This window comes from Streptosporangium sp. NPDC023963, from assembly GCF_040639135.1.
Classification (GTDB): domain Bacteria; phylum Actinomycetota; class Actinomycetes; order Streptosporangiales; family Streptosporangiaceae; genus Streptosporangium.
This window is the reverse complement of sequence record NZ_JBEZZK010000001.1, coordinates 1,040,671-1,062,625: the sequence shown is the minus strand read 5'-3', so window position 1 is coordinate 1,062,625 and position 21,955 is coordinate 1,040,671. Positions and strand designations below refer to the sequence as shown.

Genomic DNA, 21,955 nt, shown 5'->3' with positions numbered 1-21,955 from the left:
CGCGCGAGGTGCTTTCCTTGACGCCATGCATGACAGAGAGCTGATGATCCGCGCGGCCGCGCCCCTGACGGAGATCATTCACATCATCGAGCCGGACCGGCTGAGTGCCCCGACCCCGTGCTCCGAGTACGACGTGCGCAAGCTGATCAACCACCTGCTGTTCTGGGGACCGTCGCTCGAGGCGGCCGCGCGCAAGGAGACCGTACCGCCACCGGCCGGGAGCGAGAAGGACGTGGACCTGACCGAAGGGGACTGGGCGGCCGCCCTCGACATCCACGTCAAGCGCACCGTGGCCGCCTGGAGCCGTCCCGCCGCGTGGGAGGGGACGACGCACATGGGCGGCCCGATGGAGCTGCCGGCGTCGCTGGTCGGAGGCATGGTGGTGGGGGAGCTGGTCGTGCACGGCTGGGACCTGGCGCGGGCGATCGACCGGCGCCCGGCCTGGGACGACGACCTTGTCGCGTACCTGCACGACGAGCTGGCCAAGAACGCCGCGCAGGGGCGGGAGATGGGCGTCTACGGGCCGGAGGTCGCCGTCCCGGCCTCGGCGTCGCCGCTGGACCGCATGCTCGGCCTCATCGGCCGCGACCCCGCCTGGACCCGCTGAGAACACCGCGCGGGGTTGTCCCGCGGGTTCGAGGTCCTCCGCCCGCCTGAGGATCCGACGTCCGTACCGGCCCTAGCGGACGATGTCGAAGTCCAGCCCGTCGGCCCGGCCGATGTGGGCCTGCCGCCGCACCCCGCGTCCGCGCAGGGTCAGCCGCCCCCGCGCGGTGACGATGGAGGTGCCGTCGGCGATCGCGTCCACCTCGGGCACGGCGAGCGTCCCGGCGCGCGAGCCGAGCGCGGCGAGCATCAGCACCGCCTCGTAGCAGCCCTGCCCGTGCCCGTTGAGCAGCGGCGCGGTCGAGCCGAACCGGCGGATGTAGCGCTCGCCGAGGCTCAGGCTGTCGTCGGTGCCCAGGCTCGCGAAGTAACCCATCGCCCCGTACAGCTCGCCGGTGGCGTCGCCGCCGATGCCGAGCAGGCCGTGCTCCTCCAGCGCGCCGCAGAGCCGCGGCCAGGACAATCCGGCCGCCGCGAAGGCCCGGTTGAAGGCGACCAGGTCGCTGCCCACCAGGCTGAGCAGCACCGCGTCGGGCCGGCCGGCCACCAGCCTCTCCAGGGCCGGGGAGAAGTCGCGGGCGCCGTACGGCACCAGGAGCTCGCCGACGACCCCGACGTCCCGCGCGGCGAGGTGGCGGCGGGCCGCCCCGTGGACCAGGCGCGGCCAGACGTAGTCGTTGCCGAGCAGGAACCACCTGCGCGCCCGGCGGCGGTCGATCAGCCAGTCGAGGCCGGGCCGCAGCTGGCGGGCGGGGGTCTCGCCCAGGAAGTAGACCCCCGGCGCGTGACCGCCCCCCTCGTACGGCGGCGCGTAGACGAACGGCACCCTGCCGGCCAGCGCCCGGACCACCTCGATCCTGACGTCGCTGCCGTGGGTGCCGACCACGGCGTCGATCGCGCCCCAGCGCGCGAGCCCCGCCACCTCGGCGGCCACCTGCGCCGCCGGGCGGCCGCCGTCGACCAGGACCAGCTCCACCGGCCTGCCGAGCATCCCGCCCGCGAGGTTCACCTCGTCGGCGGCGAGGATCGCGCAGTTGATCGCGCACGGCCCCACCAGGCCGAGCACGCCGGAGATCGGCACGACCAGCCCGACGCGCAGCGCGTCCCCCGGGAGCAGCTGGGCTTCCAGGGGTTCTATGACGGGTGTGATGGCTTCTGCCACACAGACGAGTATCCTCCGGAATGGATGGGTACGGCAGTCCCGTTACTCGGACGGGACACGGATCGTGACGCAGACGGGAGCTCCATGTGGTGACGACCGGGCTGGGATCCTCGCTCGCCTACCTCCTCAGCAGGGCCGAGCGCAGCGTCAACCGGGGACTCGCCGCAGCGGTGACCGCCCAGGACGTCTCCGTCGAGCAGTGGCGCATCCTGCGTGCCCTCGCCGACGGCCGGGGGCACTCGATGGGCGACCTGGCCGAGGCCGTGCTGATGCCGCACCCGACGCTGACCAAGGCCATCGACCGGCTCATCGACCGCTCCCTCGTCTACCGGGGTCACGACCCGGGCGACCGCCGCAAGGTCGCCGTCTTCCTCGCCGACCGCGGGTCCGAGCTGCTGGCCCGGGTCGAGGGCGGGGTGGCCGAGCACCATCGGCTGATCGAGGCGGTCTACGGCACCGAGCGCACCGAGCGGCTCATGCGGGATCTGGAGGGGCTGGTCACCGCCCTGGACGACTCGCCGGCTGTCCCGTCTCCGGTGGTCCCGGGCGCTCAGGGCGGTCCCGGCCGCCCGTGACGCGCCGGGGTCGGCGGCGTCGGAGCCCATGCGCGCCCTGATCCGCGGGGACCGCGCCGCGCTCCGGTCCACGGCTTCGTCAGGCCCCACGACACGCCCTCTCACGGCCTCAGGAGTGCAGCCCGCGCCCGGTGGGTCTCGGCGACACGGCCGGCACCGATCACGGCCTCAGGAGTGCAGCCCGCGCGCCCGGTGGGCCTCGGCGACCCGGCCGACACCGATCAGATGGGCCGCCTGTCGCAGGGTGATCCCGTGCTCGGCGGCGACCGTCGCGGTCGTGTCGAACGCGTCCTCCACGATGCCGCGGAGCCTCGCGTCGACCTCGCGCGCGCTCCACGAGCGCGCCTGCATGTGCTGCAGCCACTCCAGGTAGGAGACGATCACGCCGCCCGCGTTGGCCAGGATGTCGGGGACCACGGTGACGCCCGCGTCGGCGAGGACGCGGTCCGCCCCGGGCGTGGTGGGGGAGCTGGCACCCTCCACGACCAGACCGGCCCTGATCCGGGTGGCGTTCTCCTCGGTGATCGCCCCTTCCATCGCGGCGGGGACGAGCACGTCCACGTCGAGCTCCAGCAGCTCCTCCCACGACAGCGCGTCCGCCCGACGGTAGCCGCGTACGCCGCCGGTCTCCTCCGACCACGTCCGCAGGTCGTCGACGTCCAGGCCGGAGCGGTCGATCACGGCCCCGGTGCGGTCGGAGACGGCGACCACCAGGCAGCCCGCGTCGGCGAGGTAGCGCGCGGCCGGGGCGCCGACCTTGCCGAAGCCCTGGATCGCGACGGTGCGGCCCTCGGGGGAGCCGTCCAGGGCCCTGAGCGTGGCGATCCGCACGCCGCGAGAGGTGGCACCGGCCCGGTCGGGCGCGCGGCCGGGGGTCACGGGACCGCCGATCGTCACGCCGGGCACCGGGTAGCCCGCGTTCACCGAGTAGGTGTCCATGATCCAGGCCACGGTCCGCTCGTCGGTCCCGACGTCGGGGGCCGGGACGTCCCTCTCGGGACCGATGATCGGCAGGACCTCGTTGACGTAGCGCCGGGTGACCCGTTCCAGCTCGCGGGCGCTCAGCGAGGCGGGGTCCACCGAGACGCCGCCCTTGGCGCCCCCGTAAGGGATGCCGGCCAGCGCGCACTTCCACGTCATGCCCATGGCCAGGGCGGTGACCTCGTGGACGTCGGTGCGGGGGTGGAAGCGGATGCCGCCCTTCGCCGGGCCCCGGGTAGTGTTGTGCTGAACCCGGAAACCCTGCACGACGTCCATCCGGCCGTCCTCGCGGCGGACCGGGACCGAGACGGCGAGTGAGCGGCGGGGAGTGGCGAGCATGGCGCGCAGGCTGTCGTCCAGGTCCAGCCGGTCGGCCGCCTGGCCGAGCCGGAACAGCGCGGAGTCGAGGGCCTGCCGGCCCGGGCTGACCGGAGCGGTGGCGGCCGGCGTCGTCGACGGCACCGTGAGCGTTGTCAAGGCAAACCTCCGTACGGTGAGCGGAGCGCCCTTGCTCCACTCGGGGCACATGGTCACGATCAGAGTAGGTGCGGTTTTTTGCCCCCAAGGACGGACCGTGTTTCGTTCTGATGACTGATCACCGGGCCTGTTCGCGAGCACGCGAACAGGAGGTGCGTTGTTATCCGCCGGTCCTCTTGGGCAATCTGGGGGTAACACGCAGATTTGGCAGTCTCCGGTCATGGATTCTTGCCGTTGTGCAGTGGCTGAGGGGATGAACGTGCCGGAACTTGTGGTCGGACCGATGCTGCGTTATGTCGACGAGACGAGCGCGTCGGTGTGGGTGGAGACGAGCGAGCCGTGTGAGGTGACGGTCGAGGTCGGCGGCGTGCGCTCGGAGGCCAGGACGTTCACCGTCCACGGCCACCACTACGCGATCGTCGACGTGGAGAGCGGCGGGACCTACGAGGTGCGCCTGGGCGGGGAGACCGTGTGGCCGCTGCCCGACCAGCCGCCGAGCCGCATCCGCCTGCTCGGCCCGGAGGGCCCGAACCGCGTCATGTTCGGCTCCTGCCGGACCAGCGTGCCGCACGACCTCGTCTACACGATCTCCCACGGGGTGGACGTGCTGCGCGCGTACGGCGGCACCCTGCCGGACGCGCCCGACGAGCGCTGGCCCGACCTGCTGCTGCTCCTCGGCGACCAGGTCTACGCCGACGAGCCGTCCGCCGAGATGCTGGAGTTCATCGCGAGCCGCAGGGACACCGACCCGAAGAAGGAGATCGCCGACTTCGAGGAGTACGCCGAGCTGTACCGCCTGGCGTGGACCGACCCGGAGATCCGCTGGCTCCTCTCCACCGTGCCCACCGCGATGATCTTCGACGACCACGACCTGCGCGACGACTTCAACACCTCCATCTCCTGGCGTACGGCGATGGAGGACGTCCCCTGGTGGCGGCACCGGGTGGTCTCCGGGATCGGCGCCTACTGGGTCTACCAGCACCTGGGCAACATGTCGCCGGCGGAACGCGCCTCCGACGAGGTGCTCAGCAAGGTGTGCGCGGCCGAGGGGGACGGCGCCGAGGTCCTCGACGTCTTCGCCGAGCACGCCTACGACGTCCCCGCCGACAGCCGGTGGAGCTACGCCCGCGACCTCGGCGACACCCGTCTGATCATGCTCGACTCCCGCTGCTCCCGCCAGCTCGACCCCAGGGACCGGCGCATGATCGATCCGGTGGAGTGGGAGTGGCTCACCGAGCAGCTCCGCAGGGACGGCGCGAAGCGCTTCGTGATCGGCTCCTCGGTGCCGTTCCTGCTCCCGGCGGGCATCCACCACATCCAGAACTGGAACGAGGCCCTGGCCCAGGGCGCCTGGGGCAAGACCGTGGCCCGCTGGTCGGAGACCCTGCGCCAGGCCGTCGACCTGGAGCACTGGGCGGCCTTCCGCCGCTCGTTCGAGGACCTGTCCAAGCTGCTGATGGGGCTGGGAAAGCCGGTGATCATGCTTTCCGGCGACGTGCACTACTCCTACGTGGCCAAGGCGCGCGGGCTTCCCATCTACCAGCTGGTCTGTTCCCCGATCCGCAACCCGCTGAGCCGCACCCTCCGCCTGGCCAACATCGTCGCCCAGTTCGGCATCGCCACCCTGGTCGGCCGCTCGCTCTCCCGCGCGGCGAAGATCCCCAAGCCGCCGTTCAAGTGGCGGATCACCAACGGCCCGTGGTTCTCCAACGCGGTGGCGATCCTCTCCCTGGACACCGCCCCCACGTCGGTCCGCTGGGACACCGCCACGGGCACCGAGGTCTCGGAGATCACCGTCGTGGAGCTGGAGGAGGACTCCTCCGTCCGCTAGAGGCCCCGGGATTCCGGTGCGGCGCGTCCCCTCCGGGGCGCGGGCCGCACCGGAGGGGTCACCGTGCGAGCTCCGCCAGGACCGCGCCGAGCTGGTCGACCGCCCACAGGAGGTCCTCCTCGGAGACGACGATCGGCGGGGCGAGGCGGATGGTCGAGCCGTGGGTGTCCTTGGCCAGGACGCCGTGGGCCATGAGCGCCTTGGAGACCTCCCGCCCGCTCGCCAGCGACGGGTCGATGTCGACCCCCGCCCACAGGCCGCGCCCGCGCACGGTGATCACACCCTGGCCGATCAGCCCGCGCAGCCTCTCGTGCATGACCTCGCCGAGTTCCCTGGCCCGCGCCTGGTACTCGCCGGTGCCGAGCAGCTCGATGACCGCGTTGGCGACCGCGCAGGCGAGCGGGTTGCCGCCGAAGGTCGAGCCGTGCTGGCCCGGCCTGATCACGCCGAGCACGTCCTCGTTCGCGGTGATCGCCGAGACCGGGACGACGCCGCCGCCCAGGGCCTTGCCCAGCACGTAGACGTCGGGGACGACGCCCTCGTGGTCGCAGGCGAAGGTCTCGCCGGTGCGGCCGAGACCCGACTGGATCTCGTCGGCGATCATCAGGATGTTCTCCGCGGTGCACAGCTCGCGGACCTGGGTGAGGTAGCCGTCCGGCGGCACCAGCACCCCGGCCTCGCCCTGGATGGGCTCCAGCAGCACCGCGACGGTGTTGGCGTCGACGGCCTCGCGGATCGCCTCGACGGAGCCGTACTTCACGATCCTGAAACCGGGGGTGTACGGGCCGAAGCCGCCGCGGGCGTCGGGGTCGGTGGAGAAGCCGACGATCGTGGTGGTCCGGCCGTGGAAGTTGTCCTCCATCACGATGATGTTGGCCTGCTCGGCGGCCACGCCCTTGACCTCGTAGCCCCACTTGCGGGCCACCTTGATCGCGGTCTCCACGGCCTCGGCGCCGGTGTTCATCGGCAGGACCATGTCCTTGCCGGTGAGGTCGCCCAGCCCGGCGGCGAAGGTGGCGAACTGGTCGTGGAAGAAGGCGCGGCTGGTCAGGGTGAGCCGCGACAGCTGCTCCTGCGCCGCTGCGATGATCTTCGGGTTGCCGTGCCCGAAGTTCAGGGAGGAGTAGCCGGACAGGCAGTCGAGGAACCGTCTGCCCTCCACGTCGACGACCCAGGCGCCCTGCGCCTCGCGGATCACGACGGGCAGGGGGTGGTAGTTGTGCGCGCTGCGGCGCTCGCTCAGCTCGATGAAGTCTTCGGTGCCGGTCATCCGATGTCCGCCCCTCCCTGGTTCGCCTGGTCCGTGGTCCTCATGCCGCGCGCCGTCCCCGGATCTCCAGCGTGCAGCACTTGGGGCCGCCGCCCGCCTTGCGAAGCTCCGACAGGTCCACCGGGATGACCTCGAGGCCACGGCGCTTGAGTTCGAGCTGCAGGTCGGCGGCCTCGGCGTTGATCACCACGTTGACGCCGTCGCTCACGGCGTTGAGGCCCAGTACGGCCGCGTCGTCCTCGCTCGCGACGACGGCGTCGGGGAAGAGGACGCGGAGCACCTCCTGGCTCCCCGGCGAGAAGGCCCCTGGGAAGTATGCCACGTTATGTCCGTTTAGCGGGAAGAGTGCGGTGTCCAGGTGGTAGAACCGGGGGTCCACCAGCTGCAGCGTCACCACCGGGCGGCCGAGGAACTCCTGGGCCTCCTTGTGCGCGGTGATGTCGGTGCGGAACCCGGTCCCGGCCAGCACCAGGTGGTCGAGCGTGAGGAAGTCGCCCTCGCCCTCGTTGGTGAAGGCCGCTTCGTGGACCCGGTCGTAGCCGTTGTCGACGAACCACCTCAGGTACGCGGGTCCCTCGGCCGCGCGCTGCGGGTGGGTGAACCGCGCGCCGTACACGCGGCCGTCCACGACCAGCGCGCCGTTGGCGGCGAAGACCATGTCCGGCAGGCCCTCCACCGGGTCGATGAGGCTGACGCGGTGCCCGAGCTCCTCGTAGGCGCTCCTGAGGGTCTCCCACTGCCTGATCGCCACCTCGCGGTCGGCGCCGGACTCGGGATGCATCCACGGGTTGATCGCGTACTCGACCGCGAAGTGGTCGGGCCGACACATCAGGTAGTGCCTCGTCATGGATAACCCCGCAGGTAAAGGTCGTGGTGACAGCCGCCGTCACGGTCTCGACGGCGGTGCCATCAGCCTAGGAACAGCGTTCTCGCAGGCCAAGGGGCTGTGTTTGCGTGCTGACGCGGGTTTCTTGCGTGTTTCACGTCAGAAACGTCGATTCGTTGTGCGGGGCGATGAACGGCTCGCTGCGCGAGGTGACCAGGGGGGCCTCGATCAGGCGGGAGAGCACGATGGAGCTCTTGGTCCGCACCACGAACGGCTCCGCGGCGATGCGCTCGATCACCCTCTCCACGTGCCGCACGTCGGTGGCCCTGATGTGCAGCAGGGCGTCGGCCTCGCCGGTGATGGTGCACGCCGAGACGACCTCGGGATGGCGGCCGACGGCCACCCCGATCTCCGACGGCGAGGTCTTGCCCGCGCAGAACAGCTCCACGTAGGCCTCGGTGGTCCAGCCGAGCGCCGCGGGCTCCACCCGGGCGGTGAACCCGGTGATGGCGCCGGTCTCGCGCAGCCGGTCCACCCGGCGTTTCACCGCCGACGCCGACAGGCCCACCCGCTGCCCGATCTCCGCGTACGTGGCGCGGGCGTCCTCGACGAGCGCCTCGATGATGTCGCGATCCAGCCTGTCCAGTTCCACGCAGACCTGTATACCGCCTGGATCGGCGCGGGTTCGCGGTGGGCGGCGGTGGCGTGGCCCGGATACCCCGGATACACGGCCCGGACACACGAATGCCGCCGGGCAGATCATCTGCCCGGCGGCATTCGCCGTTCGCGAGGTTCGGTCAGGTCTGGTCGGCTTCGCCGGTGGCCTGTTCCTGGGCCTCCTCGGGGGAGGTCTCCAGGTCGTCGCTCGCCTGGGCGGCGTTCGCCGTCTGCTTGTCCAGGCCGACCCAGCTCGTCACGCTCTCGACCGCGAACAGCACGCCGAGGTAGAGCGTGAGGGCGGCCAGCACCCACGTCAGCACGCCCAGCGCGGCACCGGCGCCGACCAGCAGCAGCCGGAGCTCCCAGCCCAGCCCGGCCTGGAACACCCAGGGAGCCGGCCAGATGCTCTGCCGCGTCCGGTACACCGTGTCGTAGGTGTGGTAGCCGATCACGTAGATCAGCACGTACAGCAGCCACTTGGGCGCGTCGGCCGCCAGGCCGATCAGGATGATCGTGAGGAACTCGGCCGCCCGGATCAGCGGCGGCGCCAGCCAGTCGAGCTTGCCGAGGTGGTCGCGGGCCGCGGTGGGCAGCACCAGGACGATCATGACCAGCACCGGGACGAGCAGGATCGGCCCGTCCGTCAGCATCCCGGTCACGGCCATCGCGATGATCGCCAGCAGCGCGGCGAGCGAGGCGGGCACCGGGGGCAGGCCCGGTCCGACCTTGCCGCGCAGCAGCGTGACCAGCGGGCCGTCGTCGCGGTAGGCGAGCAGCCGGGCGGTCTGCACGCGCAGCCGCTCCTCGTACGGGTCCGGAGCGGGGACGGTCTGCGGCTGGGTGATCATGCGAGAGACCTCATCAGGCGTCCGGTGAGCGAGTAGGCGGCCCCGATGCCGCCCCAGATGATCAGTGTCAGGAAGGTGATCCTGGCGTCGAACAGGGCGCTGACGATCGCGATGGCGGCGAAACGCTCGCCGATGGGGAACACGATCATCTTGCGGGCCCAGTGCACGGCCCGGTACCTGCCGGCCCTGCCCCACATCTTCAGCAGGCTGCGGATCCCGCTGGTCGTGGCGTTCTTGCGCTGCTCGAGCGCCTGGCGCAGGCCGGTGTCGGCGCTGACCGACAGCGGCACCGAGGGCAGCGGCGACGGGGGCTTGCGCCGGTTCGCCGCGCCGTAGGAGAAGTCGAGGAGGTGCTTGATGGACTGCACGCCGAGTGCGATCAGCGCCAGCGTCCAGACGTCGCCGACGCCGGAGACCGCCGCGCCGACCGCCAGGCCCGCGAAGACCACGTACTCCTTGAACCGGTCGAACGTGGCGTCCAGCCACGCCCCCAGCACGCCGAACTTGCGGGCGTACCGCGCGACCTGGCCGTCCACGCAGTCGAAGACGAACGCGAAGTAGATCAGCACGCCGCCCGCGACCATCCCGGCCCGCTCGCCGGTGGCGAAGCACAGCGCCGCCGCCACGCCCAGCGCGATCGAGATCAGCGTGACCTGGTTGGGGGTGAGCCCCCGCCTGGCCGCCCAGCGGGCGATGAAGCGGGAGTAGGTGCTGACGAAGTACGTGGTGAAGAAGCCGTCGGCGCCCTTCACCGCGTTGTTCAGCCGAGCCTTGTCCTCGTTGAACGTGGACATCTCGGCGAGCGCCTCGGCGGCCTGCTCGGGAGAGGACACCCGGCGGAAGAACAGGTCGCGGCGGCCGCGGATGCCGACGGAGACGCCCTTGCGCACCAGGCCCAGGACCAGCAGCTGGACCAGGTCGTCGTCAGGACCCAGCAGGTGGGCCATGTCGGCCAGCTCGCGGGCGGCCTCGGCGAGGACGGGCGCGTGCTTGTGGTGCAGGTGCAGCGGGCCGAGCAGGACCGAGTTGGGCCTGGTCACCCCGTGGAAGGCCGAGCCCACCGAGATGACCCGGGACTTGCGGGCGCGCACCCGGACGGGCAGGCCCTCCAGTCTCCGGTCGCCGATCTCCGGCAGAGCCTCGTCGATCGGGACGTCGGGGACGATGACGTCGCCGTTCTCGTCCTCCTCCCGCGGCTCCTTGGTGATCAGCGCGAGGGCTCCGCGCTTCGACTTGGTGATCTGGTAGATCAGCTCGTCGTGGATCAGCGAGTTGGTCGGCAGGAAGAGCAGGTTCTCGGTGGCGCCCTCGACCGCGTCGGCCACGGCGCGCAGGTCGCCGGCCAGGTCGGAGGTCTCGACCAGGCTCCCGGGGAAGCCCCGGTGGGCGGCGGCGTCGCCCGAGCGGACGATCGTCACCGGCTGGGGGTCGAGTGAGGCGAGCTGGCCGTGCAGCTTGCCGATCACCGTGGGGCAGCCGGGAAGCGCGGGCAGGGTCAACGCGGCGGGCGTCGCCTGGCCGGGAGCGGCATCGGGGCCGGGCGATGAGCCCAGCAGGACCACGCGGGGCATGGCACCCTTTCGTGCGGAGACGGGTGTTGAGGCGGTGTAACCGGGGGCGGCATTTCGCCAGAGGCCAAAGTTTAGTGAGTTTTGGGTGAACAACACGCACCGGTGATCTATCCGTGTCGTTTGATCATGGTTCCACCTCTGCCAAGTGAACGGTCCCACTACACTGTGCGGGTGAGTCTGTACCGTGACGACGGCATCGTGCTGCGCACCCACAAGCTGGGCGAGGCCGATCGCATCGTCACCGTCCTGACCCGGCGGATGGGCAAGATCCGGGCCGTCGCCAAGGGGGTCCGGCGGACAACATCACGATTTGGGGGCAGGCTCGAGCCGTTCACCCACGTCGACCTCCAGCTCCACACCGGCCGCACGCTCGACATGATCACCCAGGCCGAGACCATCCGGCCGTACGGCGAGCCGCTCGTCTCCGACTACCCGCGCTACACGGCGGGCACCGCGATGCTGGAGACCGCCGACCGCCTGGTCATGGGGGAGAAGGAGCCCGCGCTGCGCCAGTTCCTGCTTCTCGTCGGCGGCCTGCGCACGCTCGGTGCGGGTGAGCACGAGGCGAGGCTCGTCCTGGACGCCTACTTCCTGCGCTCCCTCGCCGTCGCCGGGTACGCCCCGGCCCTGGAGGCCTGCGCCCGGTGCAAGGCCGTCTCGGTGCGGGCCTTCGCCATCGTGGCCGGGGGCGTGGTGTGCGGGAGCTGCCGTCCCGCGGGCGCCGCGGTGCCCGAGGGGGAGACCCTCGCCCTGATGGTGGCGCTGCTCAAGGGCGACTGGCTCACCGCGGACGCCTCCGTCGCCCGGCACCGCGCCGAGTGCAGCGGCCTGGTCGCGGCCTACCTCCAGTGGCACCTGGAACACGGCATACGCTCTCTTCGACACGTAGAAAGGGAGCTCGCCACGTGAACGTCCGCCCACCCGTCCCGCATCCCTCCGGCGCCACCCCGCCCCCGATCCCGCGTGACCTCGTGCCCCGGCACGTGGCGATCGTGATGGACGGCAACGGGAGGTGGGCCAAGCAGCGCGGCCTGCCCCGCACCGAGGGGCACAAGGCGGGCGAGGCGTCGCTCTTCGACGTGATCGAGGGCGCGATCGAGCTCGGCATCCCCTACCTGTCGGCCTACGCCTTCTCCACGGAGAACTGGAAGCGCTCCCCCGACGAGGTCCGCTTCCTGATGGGTTTCAACCGCGACGTCATCCGCCGCCGCAGGGACCAGCTCCACGCGATGGGCGTGCGGGTCCGCTGGGCGGGCCGCCCCGGCCGGCTGTGGCGGAGCGTCATCCAGGAGCTGCGCGACGCCGAGGAGATGACCGAGGGCAACTCCACGCTCACCCTGCAGTTCTGCGTCAACTACGGCGGCCGCGCCGAGATCGTGGACGCCGCCCTGCGCCTGGCGCAGGACATCGCCGACGGGCGGGTGAAGCCGGGCCGGGTGAAGGAGGAGACCTTCGCCCGATACCTGGACGAGCCGCAGATCCCCGACGTCGACCTGTTCGTACGGTCCTCCGGCGAGCAGCGCATCTCCAACTTCCTGATCTGGCAGACGGCGTACGCCGAGATGGTCTTCCTCAACCGTCTCTGGCCCGACTTCGACCGCCGCGATCTGTGGGAGGCCTGCGAGACGTACGCCAAGCGCGACCGGAGATACGGGGGAGCGGTGCCGAACGCGGTCCCCTCCGCGCGGGACGCCTCGGGTGTCCCGGGTGCCGCAGCGGAATGATGTTATGTTCCGGGTGACGCCGGCTCGCTGAGAGGTGCCCCCGGATGACTGTCAGGATCGAACGCGACGGGCCCGTCACCACCGTCGTGCTCTCCAGGCCCGAGGTCCGCAACGCCGTCGACGGCCCCACGGCCCGGGCGCTCGCCGACGCCTTCCGCGACTTCGACGCCGACCCCGGCGCGGCGGTGGCCGTGCTGTGGGGCGAGGGGGGCACGTTCTGCGCGGGAGCCGATCTCAAGGCCGTCGCCGAGGGCCGCGCCAACCGGGTGGATCCCGAAGGCGACGGGCCGATGGGGCCCACCCGGATGCGGCTCGGCAAGCCCGTGATCGCGGCCGTCGCCGGGCACGCGGTCGCCGGAGGGCTGGAGCTGGCTCTCTGGTGTGACCTGCGGGTGGCCGAGGAGGACGCGGTGTTCGGGGTCTTCTGCCGCCGCTGGGGCGTCCCGCTGATCGACGGCGGCACCGTCCGGCTGCCGCGGCTGGTCGGGACGGGACGGGCGATGGACATGATCCTCACCGGCCGTCCGGTGGCCGCCGCGGAGGCCCTCGGCATGGGGCTGGTCAACCGGGTGGTGCCGGCCGGCACCTCGCGCGCCGCCGCCGAGAACCTGGCCGCCTCCATCGCGCGCTTTCCCCAGGAGTGCATGCGCGGCGACCGCATGTCGGTGCTGGAGCAGGAGGGGCTTCCCGAGCCGGAGGCCATGGCGGGGGAGCTGCGCCACGGCCTGAACGCCCTGCCCGGCGCGGTGGCCGGGGCGTCCCGCTTCGCCGCGGGGGCCGGCCGCCACGGCGACTTCGGCGCTCCGTGACCCGCGGTTCCCGGCCGGGTGCCGGGGTCGCGCCCCTCCGCGTCGCCCCGGCTCAGGCCTTGACCTCACGCAGGCGGCCGGTCTCCACCTCGTAGACGAAGCCGCGCACCGAGTCGGTGTACGGGATGAAGGGGTCGTTCCTGATCCGGTAGAGGGACTGGACGACGTCCTCGTCGAGGTCGGTGAAGGCCTCGGCCGCCCAGTCGGGCTTGATCCCGACCTCGGCCTGGATCTGCCGCTTGAAGTCGTCGTCGGTGAAGGTGAGCATGCCGCAGTCGGTGTGGTGGATGAGGATGATCTCCCTGGTGCCGAGCAGGCGCTGGCTGATGGCCAGGCTGCGGCGCTCGTCGGCGGTCACCACGCCGCCCGCGTTGCGGATGACGTGCGCGTCGCCCTCCGAGAGCCCGAGCAGGCCGTACGGATTGAGGCGGGCGTCCATGCAGGCCAGCACGGCCACCCCGCGCGCGGGCGGCAGGGGCAGGTGGCCCTTGACGAAGGTCTCCGCGTAACGCTCGGCGTTGGCGAGCAGCTCGTCGGTGACGCTCATGGGTTCTCCTCGGGGGTAGGCGACGTCACGTCACAACCTACCCGCATTACCTACTCAGTCAATAGGTATTAGCGGAGAGTGACGTCAGGCCCGGCGCCGGGCGCGGTAGGCGGCGACGTGCATCCGGTTCCCGCAGGTGCGGCTGTCGCAGTAGACCCGCGAGCGGTTGCGCGACTCGTCCACGAAGACGTGGTCGCAGTCGGGCGCCGAGCAGGTGCGCAGGCGCTCCCACTCGCCCTCGACGAGCAGGTGGGCCAGGGCGACCCCGATGTCGGCCGCGAGGTGCTCGTGGAGCGAGGCGTCCGGCGCGAAGTAGTGGACGTGCAGGGGGTGGCCGTCGTGCTCCGCCAGGCGCGGGGTGATGCGGGTCCCGCTCAGGAGGGTGTTCAGCCGGATGACCGCGGTGGGCTGGTCCGGGGCGGTGAAGACCCTGTGGAAGGCCTCGCGCAGCGCGCGCACCTGGGTCAGGTCGGCGGCGTCCAGCTCGCCGATCCCGCTGACCTCCCAGCGCGCCACGAAGTCGCCGAGTTTCCGCAGGTCGGTCAGGGTGTCCTCGCCTCCGGTGGAAGGGGAGGTGTTGACCAGGTCGACCGCGGTGGCGAGTGAGTGCACCATGTCATGTCCGAATGGCATGTTGACTCCTGTAGGAGGCGATTGCAACGTGGAGGCGCGTACGGCGGCTCGCCGTGTCGGAAGCGTATCTCTCCCGTGGACCTCCGGCGCCCCCTCCCGGGCGCCCGTCACAGTGGCGCGCCCCGTGCGGCGAGGCTTTCCGCGAAGCATGCCCTGGTGGGCCGTGATGCGCGGGCCGCGTCCTGAGAACAGTCTTCTCGTACCTGTGCCCCGTCGCCTTCTCGTACGTGTGCCCCGTCGCGCCGGGACGTCCGCTCAGGCGCGGCTCGGCGTGCGGAGCGGCTTGGCGGCGGTGGCGCAGGAGCCGCAGGTTCCGAAGATCTCCACCGTGTGGGTGATCTCGGTGAAGCCGTGCTCGGAACCGATGGTCTCGGCCCAGCGCTCCACCGCGGGCCCGGCCACCTCCACCGTACGGCCGCACCTGCGGCAGACCAGGTGGTGGTGGTGGTCGCCGCTGGCGCACGCCCGGTAGACCGACTCGCCGTCGTCGGTGCGCAGCACGTCGACGTGGCCGGTGTCGGCGAGCGCCTGGAGCGCCCGGTAGACGGTGGTCAGTCCGATCTTGGCGCCTTCCGCGCGCATCTCCGCGTAGACGTCCTGCGCGCTGCGGAACCCCTCGCTCTGGCGGAGGATCGCGTGGACGGCGTCACGCCTGTTGCTCATGGGCTGGACTCCTGAGGTCGGCTTCGACGTACGAATCTACCGAGCCCGAGGGCGAGGACGAACCCCGCGAGAGCGACGATGACGATGATCGCGCCCGGCGGGACCTCGATGTAGAAGGAGGAGGCCAGGCCGCCGACCGTGGAGATCATCCCGAACAGCATGGAAAGGAACATCGTGCTCACGAACCCCCGGGTGAGCTGCTGGCTGGTCGCCACCGGTACCACCATCAAAGCGCTCACCAGAAGCAATCCTACGACGCGCATGGCGATGACCACGGTCAGCGCGGCGGTCACGGCGATCAGCAGGCTGAGGAAGCGGACCGGCAGGCCGCTGGCCTTGGCGACCTCCTCGTCCTGGCACAGTACATAGAGTTCCCGCCCGAAGACGGTCACCACGCCGAGCACCGCCACCGCCAGCAGGCCGATCACCCACACGTCCTCGACGGCGACGCTGCTGATCGAGCCGAACAGGTAGGACATCAGCGTGGCGTTGCTCCCCCCGGGAGCCAGCGAGATGAGCAGCACACCTCCGGCGATGCCGCCGTAGAACAGCAGGGCGAGCGCCACGTCCCCGCTGGTCCTGCCGCGCTCGCGGACCAGCTCGATGGCCACGGCGCCCAGTATCGAGACCACCACGGCCGTCAGCACCGGGGCCGTTCCGGTCAGGAAGCCCAGGGCCACGCCGGTCAGCGCGACGTGCCCGATGCCGTCGCCCAGCAGGGCCAGGCGGCGCTGGACCATGAACGTGCCGATGGCGGGGGCGGCCAGGCCGACCAGGAGGGCGGCGATCAGCGCCCGCTGCATGAAGTCGAACTGCAGAAGCTCGATCACGAGGCGGGCCTCCAGTCGAGCGGGCTCACGGGCTCCTCCTCGGCGTGCGGGTGCACGTGGTCGTGGCCGGGCAGCGCGTGCGTGCCGACCGCCTGGGGTGGCGGGCCGTCGTGGCACACGTACCCGTCCCGCAGGACCACCGCCCGGGTGATCAGGGGCTCCAGCGGGCCGAGCTCGTGCGCGACCAGCAGGACCGTCTTGCCCTGCGCGACGAGCGTGGACAGGGTCTCCGCGAGAAGCAGCTGGCTCCCGGAGTCGACGCCCGCCGTGGGCTCGTCCATGACGAAGGTGTCGGGCTCCCCGGCGAGTGCGCGGGCGATCAGCACTCGCTGCTGCTGCCCGCCGGACAGCGCCTGCACCGGGTCGGAGGCGCGGTGGGCCAGGCCGACGGCCGCCAGGGCCCTGCCGGTCGCCTCACGGTCGGCCGCGCCGGTCGGGCGCAGCCGGCGCTGCCTCGCGATCCTGCCGGAGGCGACGACCTCGCGGATCGTGGTCGGCACACCCCCGCCCACCGAGAGCCGCTGGGGTACGTAGCCGATCCGCCACCATTCGCGGAACCGGGCGGGTGGCCTGCCGTACAGGAGGGTCTCGCCGCCGGAGAGGGGGATGAGGCCGAGCAGGGCGCGGATGAGGGTGGACTTTCCCGATCCGTTCGCGCCGAGCACCGCCACCGCCTCACCGGGTTCGACGGACAGGTCGATCCCGCGAAGCACCGGACGGCGGTCCAGGTTGACCTGGCCGCCGTTCATGGTGAAAACCGTTTTGCTGGATGTCACGTGTGGCCTTTACGAGCAGCCGAGCGCTGCCTGGAGTGTGGAGAGGTTCTGGCGCATGGCGGACAGGTAGTCGCCGTTCGACGGCTGGCTTTCCACCGGATCGAGGACCGCGGTCTTCGCACCGACCTCCTGGGCGAGGATCTCGCCGACCTTCGGGCTGACGAGGGTTTCGGTGAAAATCGTAGTTACTTTCTCCTGCTTGGCCACTTTTGTTACTTCGGCGAGGCGGGCGGGAGAGGGCTCGGCGTCGGGGTCGAGGCCGCTGATACCGATCTGGTGCAGCTTGTAGCGGTCGGCGAGATAGCCGAACGCGGCGTGGCTGGTGACGATCGCGTCCGAGGAACAGGTGGCCAGGCCCTTGGCCAGCTCCCGGTCCAGGGTGGTGAGGTCGGCGGCGGTGGCGGCGGCGCGGTCCCGGTAACCCTGCGCGTGCGCCGGGTCGGCGGTGGCCAGCCTCTCGCCGAGCTTGGTGGCGACCGTCGCGAAGCGGGCCGGGTCGAGCCAGAGGTGGGGGTCGTGGCCGGTCTCCTCGTGGTCGTGTCCCTCCTCACCGTGGTCCTCCTCCTCCGCGACCGCGGGAAGGGGGGTGACCGAGGTGGCCGCGTCGAAGGCCCGGTCGGCGGCGTGCTGCTCGACGGCCTCGTCCACCGCGGGCTGGACGCCCTTGATGTAGACGACGAGTCCGGTCTTCTCCAGCCCGGCCACCTGGAGCGGGGACAGTTCCAGGTCGTGCGGCTCGACGCCGGGCTTGGTCAGGCCGGTGACGGTCGCGTCGGGACCGCCCACCCGCCCGGCGAGCCACTGCAGGGGATACATGGCCGCGGTGACGGCGGGCTTCCCGTCCGCGGAAACGCCCGAGGCCCCCCCGGATGAGCCGGTGGCCGAGCCGGCCTCGGTGCCGCAGGCGGTGACGGCGGCGAGAAGGGCGGCGGACACGGCCAGGCTGGCATTACGTATACGGATACGTCGGGAGGACTCGGACATCATGCTAGCTAGTATGCGCGTAAATGAAAATGGTTGTCAAAACCGGGCCTCGCGCGATGCCCGCGGCCGGGGACGGGGGGCGATGCCCGCGGCCGGGAACGGGAGCGATGCCTGCGGCCGGGAACGGGGGCGATGCCCGCGGCCGGGAACCGGGGGCCTCCGGACGGTGGGCATCAGAGAGCCCGGCCGGCGAAGGGGGCGAGTATCGCGGGCCGGGCTCTCGTCGCCGGGCAGGGAGCCGCCGCTCTCCGGCCTCGGCGGTCGGTGGGGGTGAACGCGGTAATTCCGGCCCGGCCGAGAGGATCCGGGCCGCACCTCCCGGCTCCCGGTGGGCCGCGGCGTCCGAGGGTGCGGGCGCCCGGCCCCGCTGGTGGCCGGGAGGTGCGGCCCGGCCTCAGCCGGGGACCAGGCCGACGCGTCCTTCCCCGGTGTAGACGTTCATCGAGCTGCCCCTGACGAACCCGATGAGTGTCAGCCCCGTCTCGGCGGCCAGCTCCACGGCCAGCGAGGAGGGGGCCGAGACGGCGGCGAGGATCGGGATGCCGGCCATCACCGCCTTCTGGACCAGCTCGAAGGAGGCGCGTCCCGACACCATGAGCACGGTCGAGGCCAGCGGCAGGCGCCCGTCGCGCAGCGCCCAGCCCACCAGCTTGTCCACCGCGTTGTGCCGGCCCACGTCCTCGCGCACGCAGAGCGCGTCGCCGCCGAGCGTGAACAGGCCCGCGGCGTGCAGCCCGCCGGTCCGGTCGAACACCCGCTGGGCCGCGCGGAGCCGGTCGGGCAACGCCGCGATCACCTCGGCCGTCACCGGTGCGGGATCGCCGTCCACCCGCCATTTCGCGACCGTGCGTACCGCGTCGAGCGAGGCCTTGCCGCACACCCCGCACGAGGAGGTGGTGTAGAAGTTGCGCTCCAGGGAGGTCGCCGGCGGGGAGGTGCCCGCGGCCAGCCTGACGTCGAGCACGTTGTAGGTGTTGGCGCCGTCGGCGGTGGCGCCCGCGCAGTAGCGGATCGCGGTGACCTCCTCGGCGGAGGTGACCACCCCCTCGCTCACCAGGAAGCCCGCCGCCAGGTCGAAGTCGTCGCCCGGCGTGCGCATGGTGATCGTGAGCGGCCGCCCGTCGAGCCGGATCTCCAGGGGTTCCTCGGCCGCCAGCACGTCGACCCGGTGGGCGGCCGCGGCCTCCCGCAGCCGCAGGACCCGGCGCTTGACGGTGACCCTACCCATCGGCGGAGGCCGTCCGCGTGCCGGGGGCGGGCCCGGAAAGGGGTGCGGAGGCAGGGCTGGAGGCGGGCCCGGAAAGGGGTGCGGAGGCAGGGCCGGAGGCGGACGCGGAAACGGGTACGGAGGCAGGGCCGGAAAGGGGGAGCGTGTCCTCCGAGGTGGCCACGTTCTGGACGTGCTGGAAGCCGAAGCGGCCCTTGATGCACAGGTTGCCGTGGGTGACCGGGTTGTCGTGCGGCGAGCTCACCTTGACGATCCGGTTGTCCTGCACGTGCAGGGTCAGGTTGCAGCCGACCCCGCAGTAGCTGCAGATCGTCGTCGTCTCGGTCTGCCGGGACTCGTCCCAGCTGCCCGCGGCGCGCATGTCGAACTCGCTCTTGAACGACAGCGCCCCGGTGGGGCAGACCTCCACGCAGTTGCCGCAGTAGACGCAGGCGGAGTCGGTGAGCGGGGCGTCGTGCTCGGTCGAGATCATCGCGTCGAAGCCCCGCCCGGCGACCGAGATGGCGAAGCTGTTCTGCCACTGGTCGCCGCAGGCGTCGACACACTTGTAGCAGAGGATGCACTTGGAGTAGTCGCGCACGTAGAGGTCGTTGTCGACCTTCGCGGGCTGCGCGACCGTGGCGGCCTCCTCGCCGAAGCGGTCGGGCCGCGCGCCGTACTCCTCGATCCACTCGGCCGCGCGCGGTGTGGTGGACAGGTCGGCCGTCGAGGCCAGCAGCTCCAGGACGATCTTGCGGCTGTGCCGGGCGCGCTCGGTCGCGGTGCCGACGGCCATGCCGGGCTCGGCCCTGCGCGAGCAGGCGGGGGCGAGCGTACGGGCGCCCTCGACCTCGACCACGCAGACCCGGCAGGCGTTCTTCGGGGTGAGGGTGTCGCCGTAGCAGAGGGTCGGGATGTCCTTGCCCGCCGCCGAGCAGGCGTCCAGCACGGTCGAGCCCTCCGGCACCCGGACCGGGTCGCCGTCGACGGTTATCTCGATCAGCCGCCGGGGCGGCTGCAGGGGAACACTCATGATGCCTCCGAGGGGGAGAAGACGCCCAACCTGTCGATGGCCGACTCGACGGCGTTCCAGGCGGTCTGGCCGAGCCCGCAGATCGAGGCGTCGCGCATGGCCTGGCCGACCTCCCGCAGCAGCGCGATGTCGCCGGAGGTGGGTTTGCGGCGCAGCCGGTGCAGTGCCTCCTCCTGCCGCACGGTGCCCACCCGGCAGGGCACGCACTGCCCGCACGACTCGTCGCGGAAGAACTCCGCGATGCGCACGAGGATGTGCGCCAGGTCGACGCTCTCGTCGAGCACCAGGACCACGCCCGAACCCAGTGTCGTGCCGGCCGCCCGGGTGCCCTCGAAGGTCAGCGGGACGTCGAGCTCGTCCGGGCGGACGAACCCGCCGGCCGCGCCGCCCAGCAGCACCGCCCGGAGTTCTCCGGTCGCGCCCCCGGACAGATCGAGGAGCTCGCGCAGGGTGGCGCCGAACGGCAGCTCGTAGACGCCCGGCCTGGCGACCGTGCCCGAGACGCAGAACAGCTTGGTGCCCGTCGAGCCCTCCGTGCCGGTCGCCGCGTAGGCGGCGGCCCCGCCGGCCAGGATGGGCAGCACGTTGACGAGGGTCTCGACGTTGTTGACCACGGTGGGCTTGCCGAACAGGCCCTTCTCCACGGGGAAGGGCGGTTTGCTGCGCGGCTCGCCGCGGAAGCCCTCGATCGAGTTGAAGATCGCGGTTTCCTCGCCGCAGATGTAGGCGCCCGCGCCGCGCCTGATCTCGATGTCGAACGCGAAACCCTGCCCCATGACGTCGGCCCCGAGCAGGCCGCGCGCACGGGCGACCTCGATGGCGTGGGCCATCCGGCTGATCGCCCGGGGATACTCCCCGCGGATGTAGAGGTAGCCCTTGGGGCAGCCGGTGGCATACGCGGCGATGGTCATCGCCTCCACCAGCGCGTACGGGTCGCCCTCCATGACCACACGATCCTTGAAGGTGCCCGGTTCGCTCTCGTCCGCGTTGCAGACCAGGTAATGGGGGTGGTCGAGCTGGCGGGCCGCGGCCTCCCACTTGCGCCCGGTGGGGAACGCCGCCCCGCCCCGCCCGACGAGACCGGATTCGAGCACCTCGCGGATGACGCCGGCGGGGCCGATCCTGACGGCCTCGCGCAGCGCGGCGTAGCCGCCCTCGGCCCGGTAGTCGTCCAGGCTCGCCGGGTCGACGACGCCCACCCGGCGCAGCAGCACGAGGGAGGGGTCGCCCGCCTGCGGGACGGCGTGCTCGGCGGGTGGCTCCGCGCGCTCGGCCAGGGCGGGGCCGCCGGTGGCGTCCATGCCGCTGAGGCCGCCGAGCCTGCTGAGGTCCTTCACCTTGCTCGCGTCGCCCGCGCCGCCGGGGCCGCCGTTTCCGTTCGGGTCGCCGTTTCCGTTCGCGCCGCCGGTGGAGGCCGGTACCGGTTCGGCCGGGCCGTACACGGTCGCCCCCGGGAACTCGCCGGCCTGCAGGGCCAGCGCGGCGGGTGCCCGCTCGCACAGGCCGAGACAGGGGCTCGGCTGCCAGGACATGCCGGGCGGGCCGAGCCGCTCCTCGGTGCTCCGCCGCACCGCGTCGGCGCCGCGCGCCTGGCAGGCCAGGTCGGTGCAGACGTGCAGCACCCGCGCCGGTCGCGGCTTCATGGAGAACAGCGAGTAGAAGGTCGCCACCCCGTACGCCTCGGCGGGCGGCACGGTCAGGCGGCGGCAGATGTAGTCGAGGGCTCCTTCGCTGATCCACCCGATCCTGTCGTTGACCGCGTGCAGCGCGGGGAGCAGGAGGTCACGCCGGCCGCGGGCCTCGTGTCCGCCGACGGCGATCCGCAGGTCGTCGTCCGAGCGGGCGCCGCCCTCCCAGCCCGTCGCCGGGGCGCCGAGGAAGGCGTCGACTGCGGCGCGTTCCTCGGCAGAAGGCTGGGCGTCACTGAACCGGAGATCCACGC

21 protein-coding genes and 1 pseudogene are annotated in these 21,955 nt (G+C 71.9%); 6 read left to right on the top strand and 16 right to left on the bottom strand.

The features are described from left to right. Positions 1–25: 25 nt before the first annotated feature. Positions 26–607 carry a TIGR03086 family metal-binding protein gene (locus AB0F88_RS04480; protein ID WP_362677271.1) on the top strand — a complete coding sequence of 194 codons (582 nt, stop codon included), beginning with the start codon at positions 26–28 and terminating at the stop codon, positions 605–607. Positions 608–679: 72 nt separating this feature from the next. On the opposite strand, the gene AB0F88_RS04475 is transcribed toward AB0F88_RS04480, so the two are convergent. After that, positions 680–1,768: a substrate-binding domain-containing protein gene (locus AB0F88_RS04475; RefSeq protein ID WP_362677269.1), complete on the bottom strand. Its 1,089-nt coding sequence runs from the start codon at positions 1,766–1,768 to the stop codon at positions 680–682. Positions 1,769–1,854: 86 nt separating this feature from the next. Between AB0F88_RS04475 and AB0F88_RS04470 the strand changes: the two genes are divergently transcribed. Beyond that, positions 1,855–2,343 carry a MarR family winged helix-turn-helix transcriptional regulator gene (locus AB0F88_RS04470; protein WP_362677267.1) on the top strand — a complete coding sequence of 163 codons (489 nt, stop codon included), beginning with the start codon at positions 1,855–1,857 and terminating at the stop codon, positions 2,341–2,343. Positions 2,344–2,511: 168 nt separating this feature from the next. Here the strand turns inward: AB0F88_RS04470 and AB0F88_RS04465 are convergent, their stop codons facing one another. Next, a complete protein-coding gene (locus tag AB0F88_RS04465; RefSeq protein ID WP_362677265.1) occupies positions 2,512–3,801 on the bottom strand; it encodes a Glu/Leu/Phe/Val dehydrogenase in 1,290 nt (429 codons plus the stop codon). 283 nt (positions 3,802–4,084) lie between these two features. Between AB0F88_RS04465 and AB0F88_RS04460 the strand changes: the two genes are divergently transcribed. Beyond that, complete coding sequence (locus AB0F88_RS04460; protein WP_362677263.1) at positions 4,085–5,632, top strand: alkaline phosphatase D family protein; 1,548 nt, start codon at positions 4,085–4,087, stop codon at positions 5,630–5,632. A 58-nt stretch (positions 5,633–5,690) separates the two neighbouring features. Here AB0F88_RS04460 and rocD read toward each other — a convergent pair whose 3' ends face one another. The 5 genes from rocD to AB0F88_RS04435 all read right to left on the bottom strand — a co-directional run bounded on the left by rocD (position 5,691) and on the right by AB0F88_RS04435 (position 10,807). Further along, a complete protein-coding gene (rocD, locus tag AB0F88_RS04455; RefSeq protein WP_362677261.1) occupies positions 5,691–6,902 on the bottom strand; it encodes an ornithine--oxo-acid transaminase in 1,212 nt (403 codons plus the stop codon). Between the two features lie 40 nt (positions 6,903–6,942). After that, a complete protein-coding gene (gene ddaH, locus AB0F88_RS04450; RefSeq protein WP_362677259.1) occupies positions 6,943–7,749 on the bottom strand; it encodes a dimethylargininase in 807 nt (268 codons plus the stop codon). A gap of 133 nt (positions 7,750–7,882) precedes the next feature. Continuing rightward, positions 7,883–8,380: an Lrp/AsnC family transcriptional regulator gene (locus AB0F88_RS04445; RefSeq protein ID WP_362677257.1), complete on the bottom strand. Its 498-nt coding sequence runs from the start codon at positions 8,378–8,380 to the stop codon at positions 7,883–7,885. Positions 8,381–8,525: 145 nt separating this feature from the next. Beyond that, a complete protein-coding gene (locus AB0F88_RS04440) occupies positions 8,526–9,236 on the bottom strand; it encodes a DUF5941 domain-containing protein (RefSeq protein WP_362677255.1) in 711 nt (236 codons plus the stop codon). Then, positions 9,233–10,807, bottom strand: a complete 1,575-nt coding sequence (locus AB0F88_RS04435) for a CDP-alcohol phosphatidyltransferase family protein (protein WP_362677253.1) — start codon at positions 10,805–10,807, stop codon at positions 9,233–9,235. The genes AB0F88_RS04440 and AB0F88_RS04435 overlap by 4 nt, the downstream gene beginning before the upstream one ends. A 171-nt stretch (positions 10,808–10,978) precedes the next feature. On the opposite strand from AB0F88_RS04435, the gene recO reads away from it, so the two are divergent. From recO to AB0F88_RS04420, 3 genes are read left to right on the top strand one after another with little or no spacing between them, the layout of a single operon-like run. Further along, positions 10,979–11,716, top strand: a complete 738-nt coding sequence (recO, locus tag AB0F88_RS04430; RefSeq protein ID WP_362677251.1) for a DNA repair protein RecO — start codon at positions 10,979–10,981, stop codon at positions 11,714–11,716. Beyond that, positions 11,713–12,531 carry an isoprenyl transferase gene (locus AB0F88_RS04425; protein WP_362677249.1) on the top strand — a complete coding sequence of 273 codons (819 nt, stop codon included), beginning with the start codon at positions 11,713–11,715 and terminating at the stop codon, positions 12,529–12,531. The genes recO and AB0F88_RS04425 overlap by 4 nt, the downstream gene beginning before the upstream one ends. A 44-nt stretch (positions 12,532–12,575) precedes the next feature. Continuing rightward, complete coding sequence (locus AB0F88_RS04420; RefSeq protein WP_362677247.1) at positions 12,576–13,340, top strand: crotonase/enoyl-CoA hydratase family protein; 765 nt, start codon at positions 12,576–12,578, stop codon at positions 13,338–13,340. Between the two features lie 52 nt (positions 13,341–13,392). Here AB0F88_RS04420 and AB0F88_RS04415 read toward each other — a convergent pair whose 3' ends face one another. From AB0F88_RS04415 to AB0F88_RS04375, 9 genes and pseudogenes are all read right to left on the bottom strand, one after another. Then, complete coding sequence (locus AB0F88_RS04415; RefSeq protein ID WP_362677245.1) at positions 13,393–13,887, bottom strand: carbonic anhydrase; 495 nt, start codon at positions 13,885–13,887, stop codon at positions 13,393–13,395. An 84-nt stretch (positions 13,888–13,971) separates the two neighbouring features. Beyond that, positions 13,972–14,520, bottom strand: coding sequence for a CGNR zinc finger domain-containing protein (locus tag AB0F88_RS04410; protein WP_362677243.1), 549 nt, complete (start codon positions 14,518–14,520; stop codon positions 13,972–13,974). 255 nt (positions 14,521–14,775) lie between these two features. Then, the gene (locus tag AB0F88_RS04405; RefSeq protein WP_362677241.1) at positions 14,776–15,183 is read right to left on the bottom strand and encodes a transcriptional repressor; all 408 of its coding nucleotides are present in this window, start codon (positions 15,181–15,183) and stop codon (positions 14,776–14,778) included. Then, complete coding sequence (locus tag AB0F88_RS04400; protein WP_362677239.1) at positions 15,180–16,013, bottom strand: metal ABC transporter permease; 834 nt, start codon at positions 16,011–16,013, stop codon at positions 15,180–15,182. The genes AB0F88_RS04405 and AB0F88_RS04400 overlap by 4 nt, the downstream gene beginning before the upstream one ends. Next, positions 16,010–16,762 carry a metal ABC transporter ATP-binding protein gene (locus AB0F88_RS04395; RefSeq protein ID WP_362677946.1) on the bottom strand — a complete coding sequence of 251 codons (753 nt, stop codon included), beginning with the start codon at positions 16,760–16,762 and terminating at the stop codon, positions 16,010–16,012. Before AB0F88_RS04395 ends, AB0F88_RS04400 begins: the two co-directional genes overlap by 4 nt. Before the next feature lie 36 nt (positions 16,763–16,798). Beyond that, positions 16,799–17,725, bottom strand: coding sequence for a metal ABC transporter substrate-binding protein (locus tag AB0F88_RS04390; RefSeq protein ID WP_362677237.1), 927 nt, complete (start codon positions 17,723–17,725; stop codon positions 16,799–16,801). Positions 17,726–18,167: 442 nt separating this feature from the next. Then, a complete protein-coding gene (gene fdhD / locus AB0F88_RS04385) occupies positions 18,168–19,001 on the bottom strand; it encodes a formate dehydrogenase accessory sulfurtransferase FdhD (RefSeq protein WP_362677235.1) in 834 nt (277 codons plus the stop codon). Between the two features lie 166 nt (positions 19,002–19,167). Continuing rightward, positions 19,168–20,013: pseudogene (locus AB0F88_RS04380) on the bottom strand (2Fe-2S iron-sulfur cluster-binding protein); the annotation flags it as partial. Then, positions 20,010–21,953, bottom strand: a complete 1,944-nt coding sequence (locus AB0F88_RS04375; protein ID WP_362677233.1) for an NAD(P)H-dependent oxidoreductase subunit E — start codon at positions 21,951–21,953, stop codon at positions 20,010–20,012. The pseudogene AB0F88_RS04380 and the gene AB0F88_RS04375, both read right to left, overlap by 4 nt. Positions 21,954–21,955 lie beyond the last annotated feature (2 nt).

Excerpts from the sequence above, each read along its gene's own strand:
- AB0F88_RS04480 (WP_362677271.1), top strand. The coding sequence starts at position 26 with ATGCATGACAGAGAGCTGATGATCCGCGCGGCCGCGCCCCTGACGGAG.
- AB0F88_RS04460 (WP_362677263.1), top strand. The coding sequence starts at position 4,085 with ATGCTGCGTTATGTCGACGAGACGAGCGCGTCGGTGTGGGTGGAGACG.
- rocD (WP_362677261.1), bottom strand. The coding sequence starts at position 6,902 with ATGACCGGCACCGAAGACTTCATCGAGCTGAGCGAGCGCCGCAGCGCG.
- ddaH (WP_362677259.1), bottom strand. The coding sequence starts at position 7,749 with ATGACGAGGCACTACCTGATGTGTCGGCCCGACCACTTCGCGGTCGAG.
- AB0F88_RS04440 (WP_362677255.1), bottom strand. The coding sequence starts at position 9,236 with ATGATCACCCAGCCGCAGACCGTCCCCGCTCCGGACCCGTACGAGGAG.
- AB0F88_RS04435 (WP_362677253.1), bottom strand. The coding sequence starts at position 10,807 with ATGCCCCGCGTGGTCCTGCTGGGCTCATCGCCCGGCCCCGATGCCGCT.
- AB0F88_RS04420 (WP_362677247.1), top strand. The coding sequence starts at position 12,576 with ATGACTGTCAGGATCGAACGCGACGGGCCCGTCACCACCGTCGTGCTC.
- AB0F88_RS04415 (WP_362677245.1), bottom strand. The coding sequence starts at position 13,887 with ATGAGCGTCACCGACGAGCTGCTCGCCAACGCCGAGCGTTACGCGGAG.
- AB0F88_RS04410 (WP_362677243.1), bottom strand. The coding sequence starts at position 14,520 with ATGCCATTCGGACATGACATGGTGCACTCACTCGCCACCGCGGTCGAC.
- AB0F88_RS04405 (WP_362677241.1), bottom strand. The coding sequence starts at position 15,183 with ATGAGCAACAGGCGTGACGCCGTCCACGCGATCCTCCGCCAGAGCGAG.
- AB0F88_RS04395 (WP_362677946.1), bottom strand. The coding sequence starts at position 16,762 with ATGAACGGCGGCCAGGTCAACCTGGACCGCCGTCCGGTGCTTCGCGGG.
- fdhD (WP_362677235.1), bottom strand. The coding sequence starts at position 19,001 with ATGGGTAGGGTCACCGTCAAGCGCCGGGTCCTGCGGCTGCGGGAGGCC.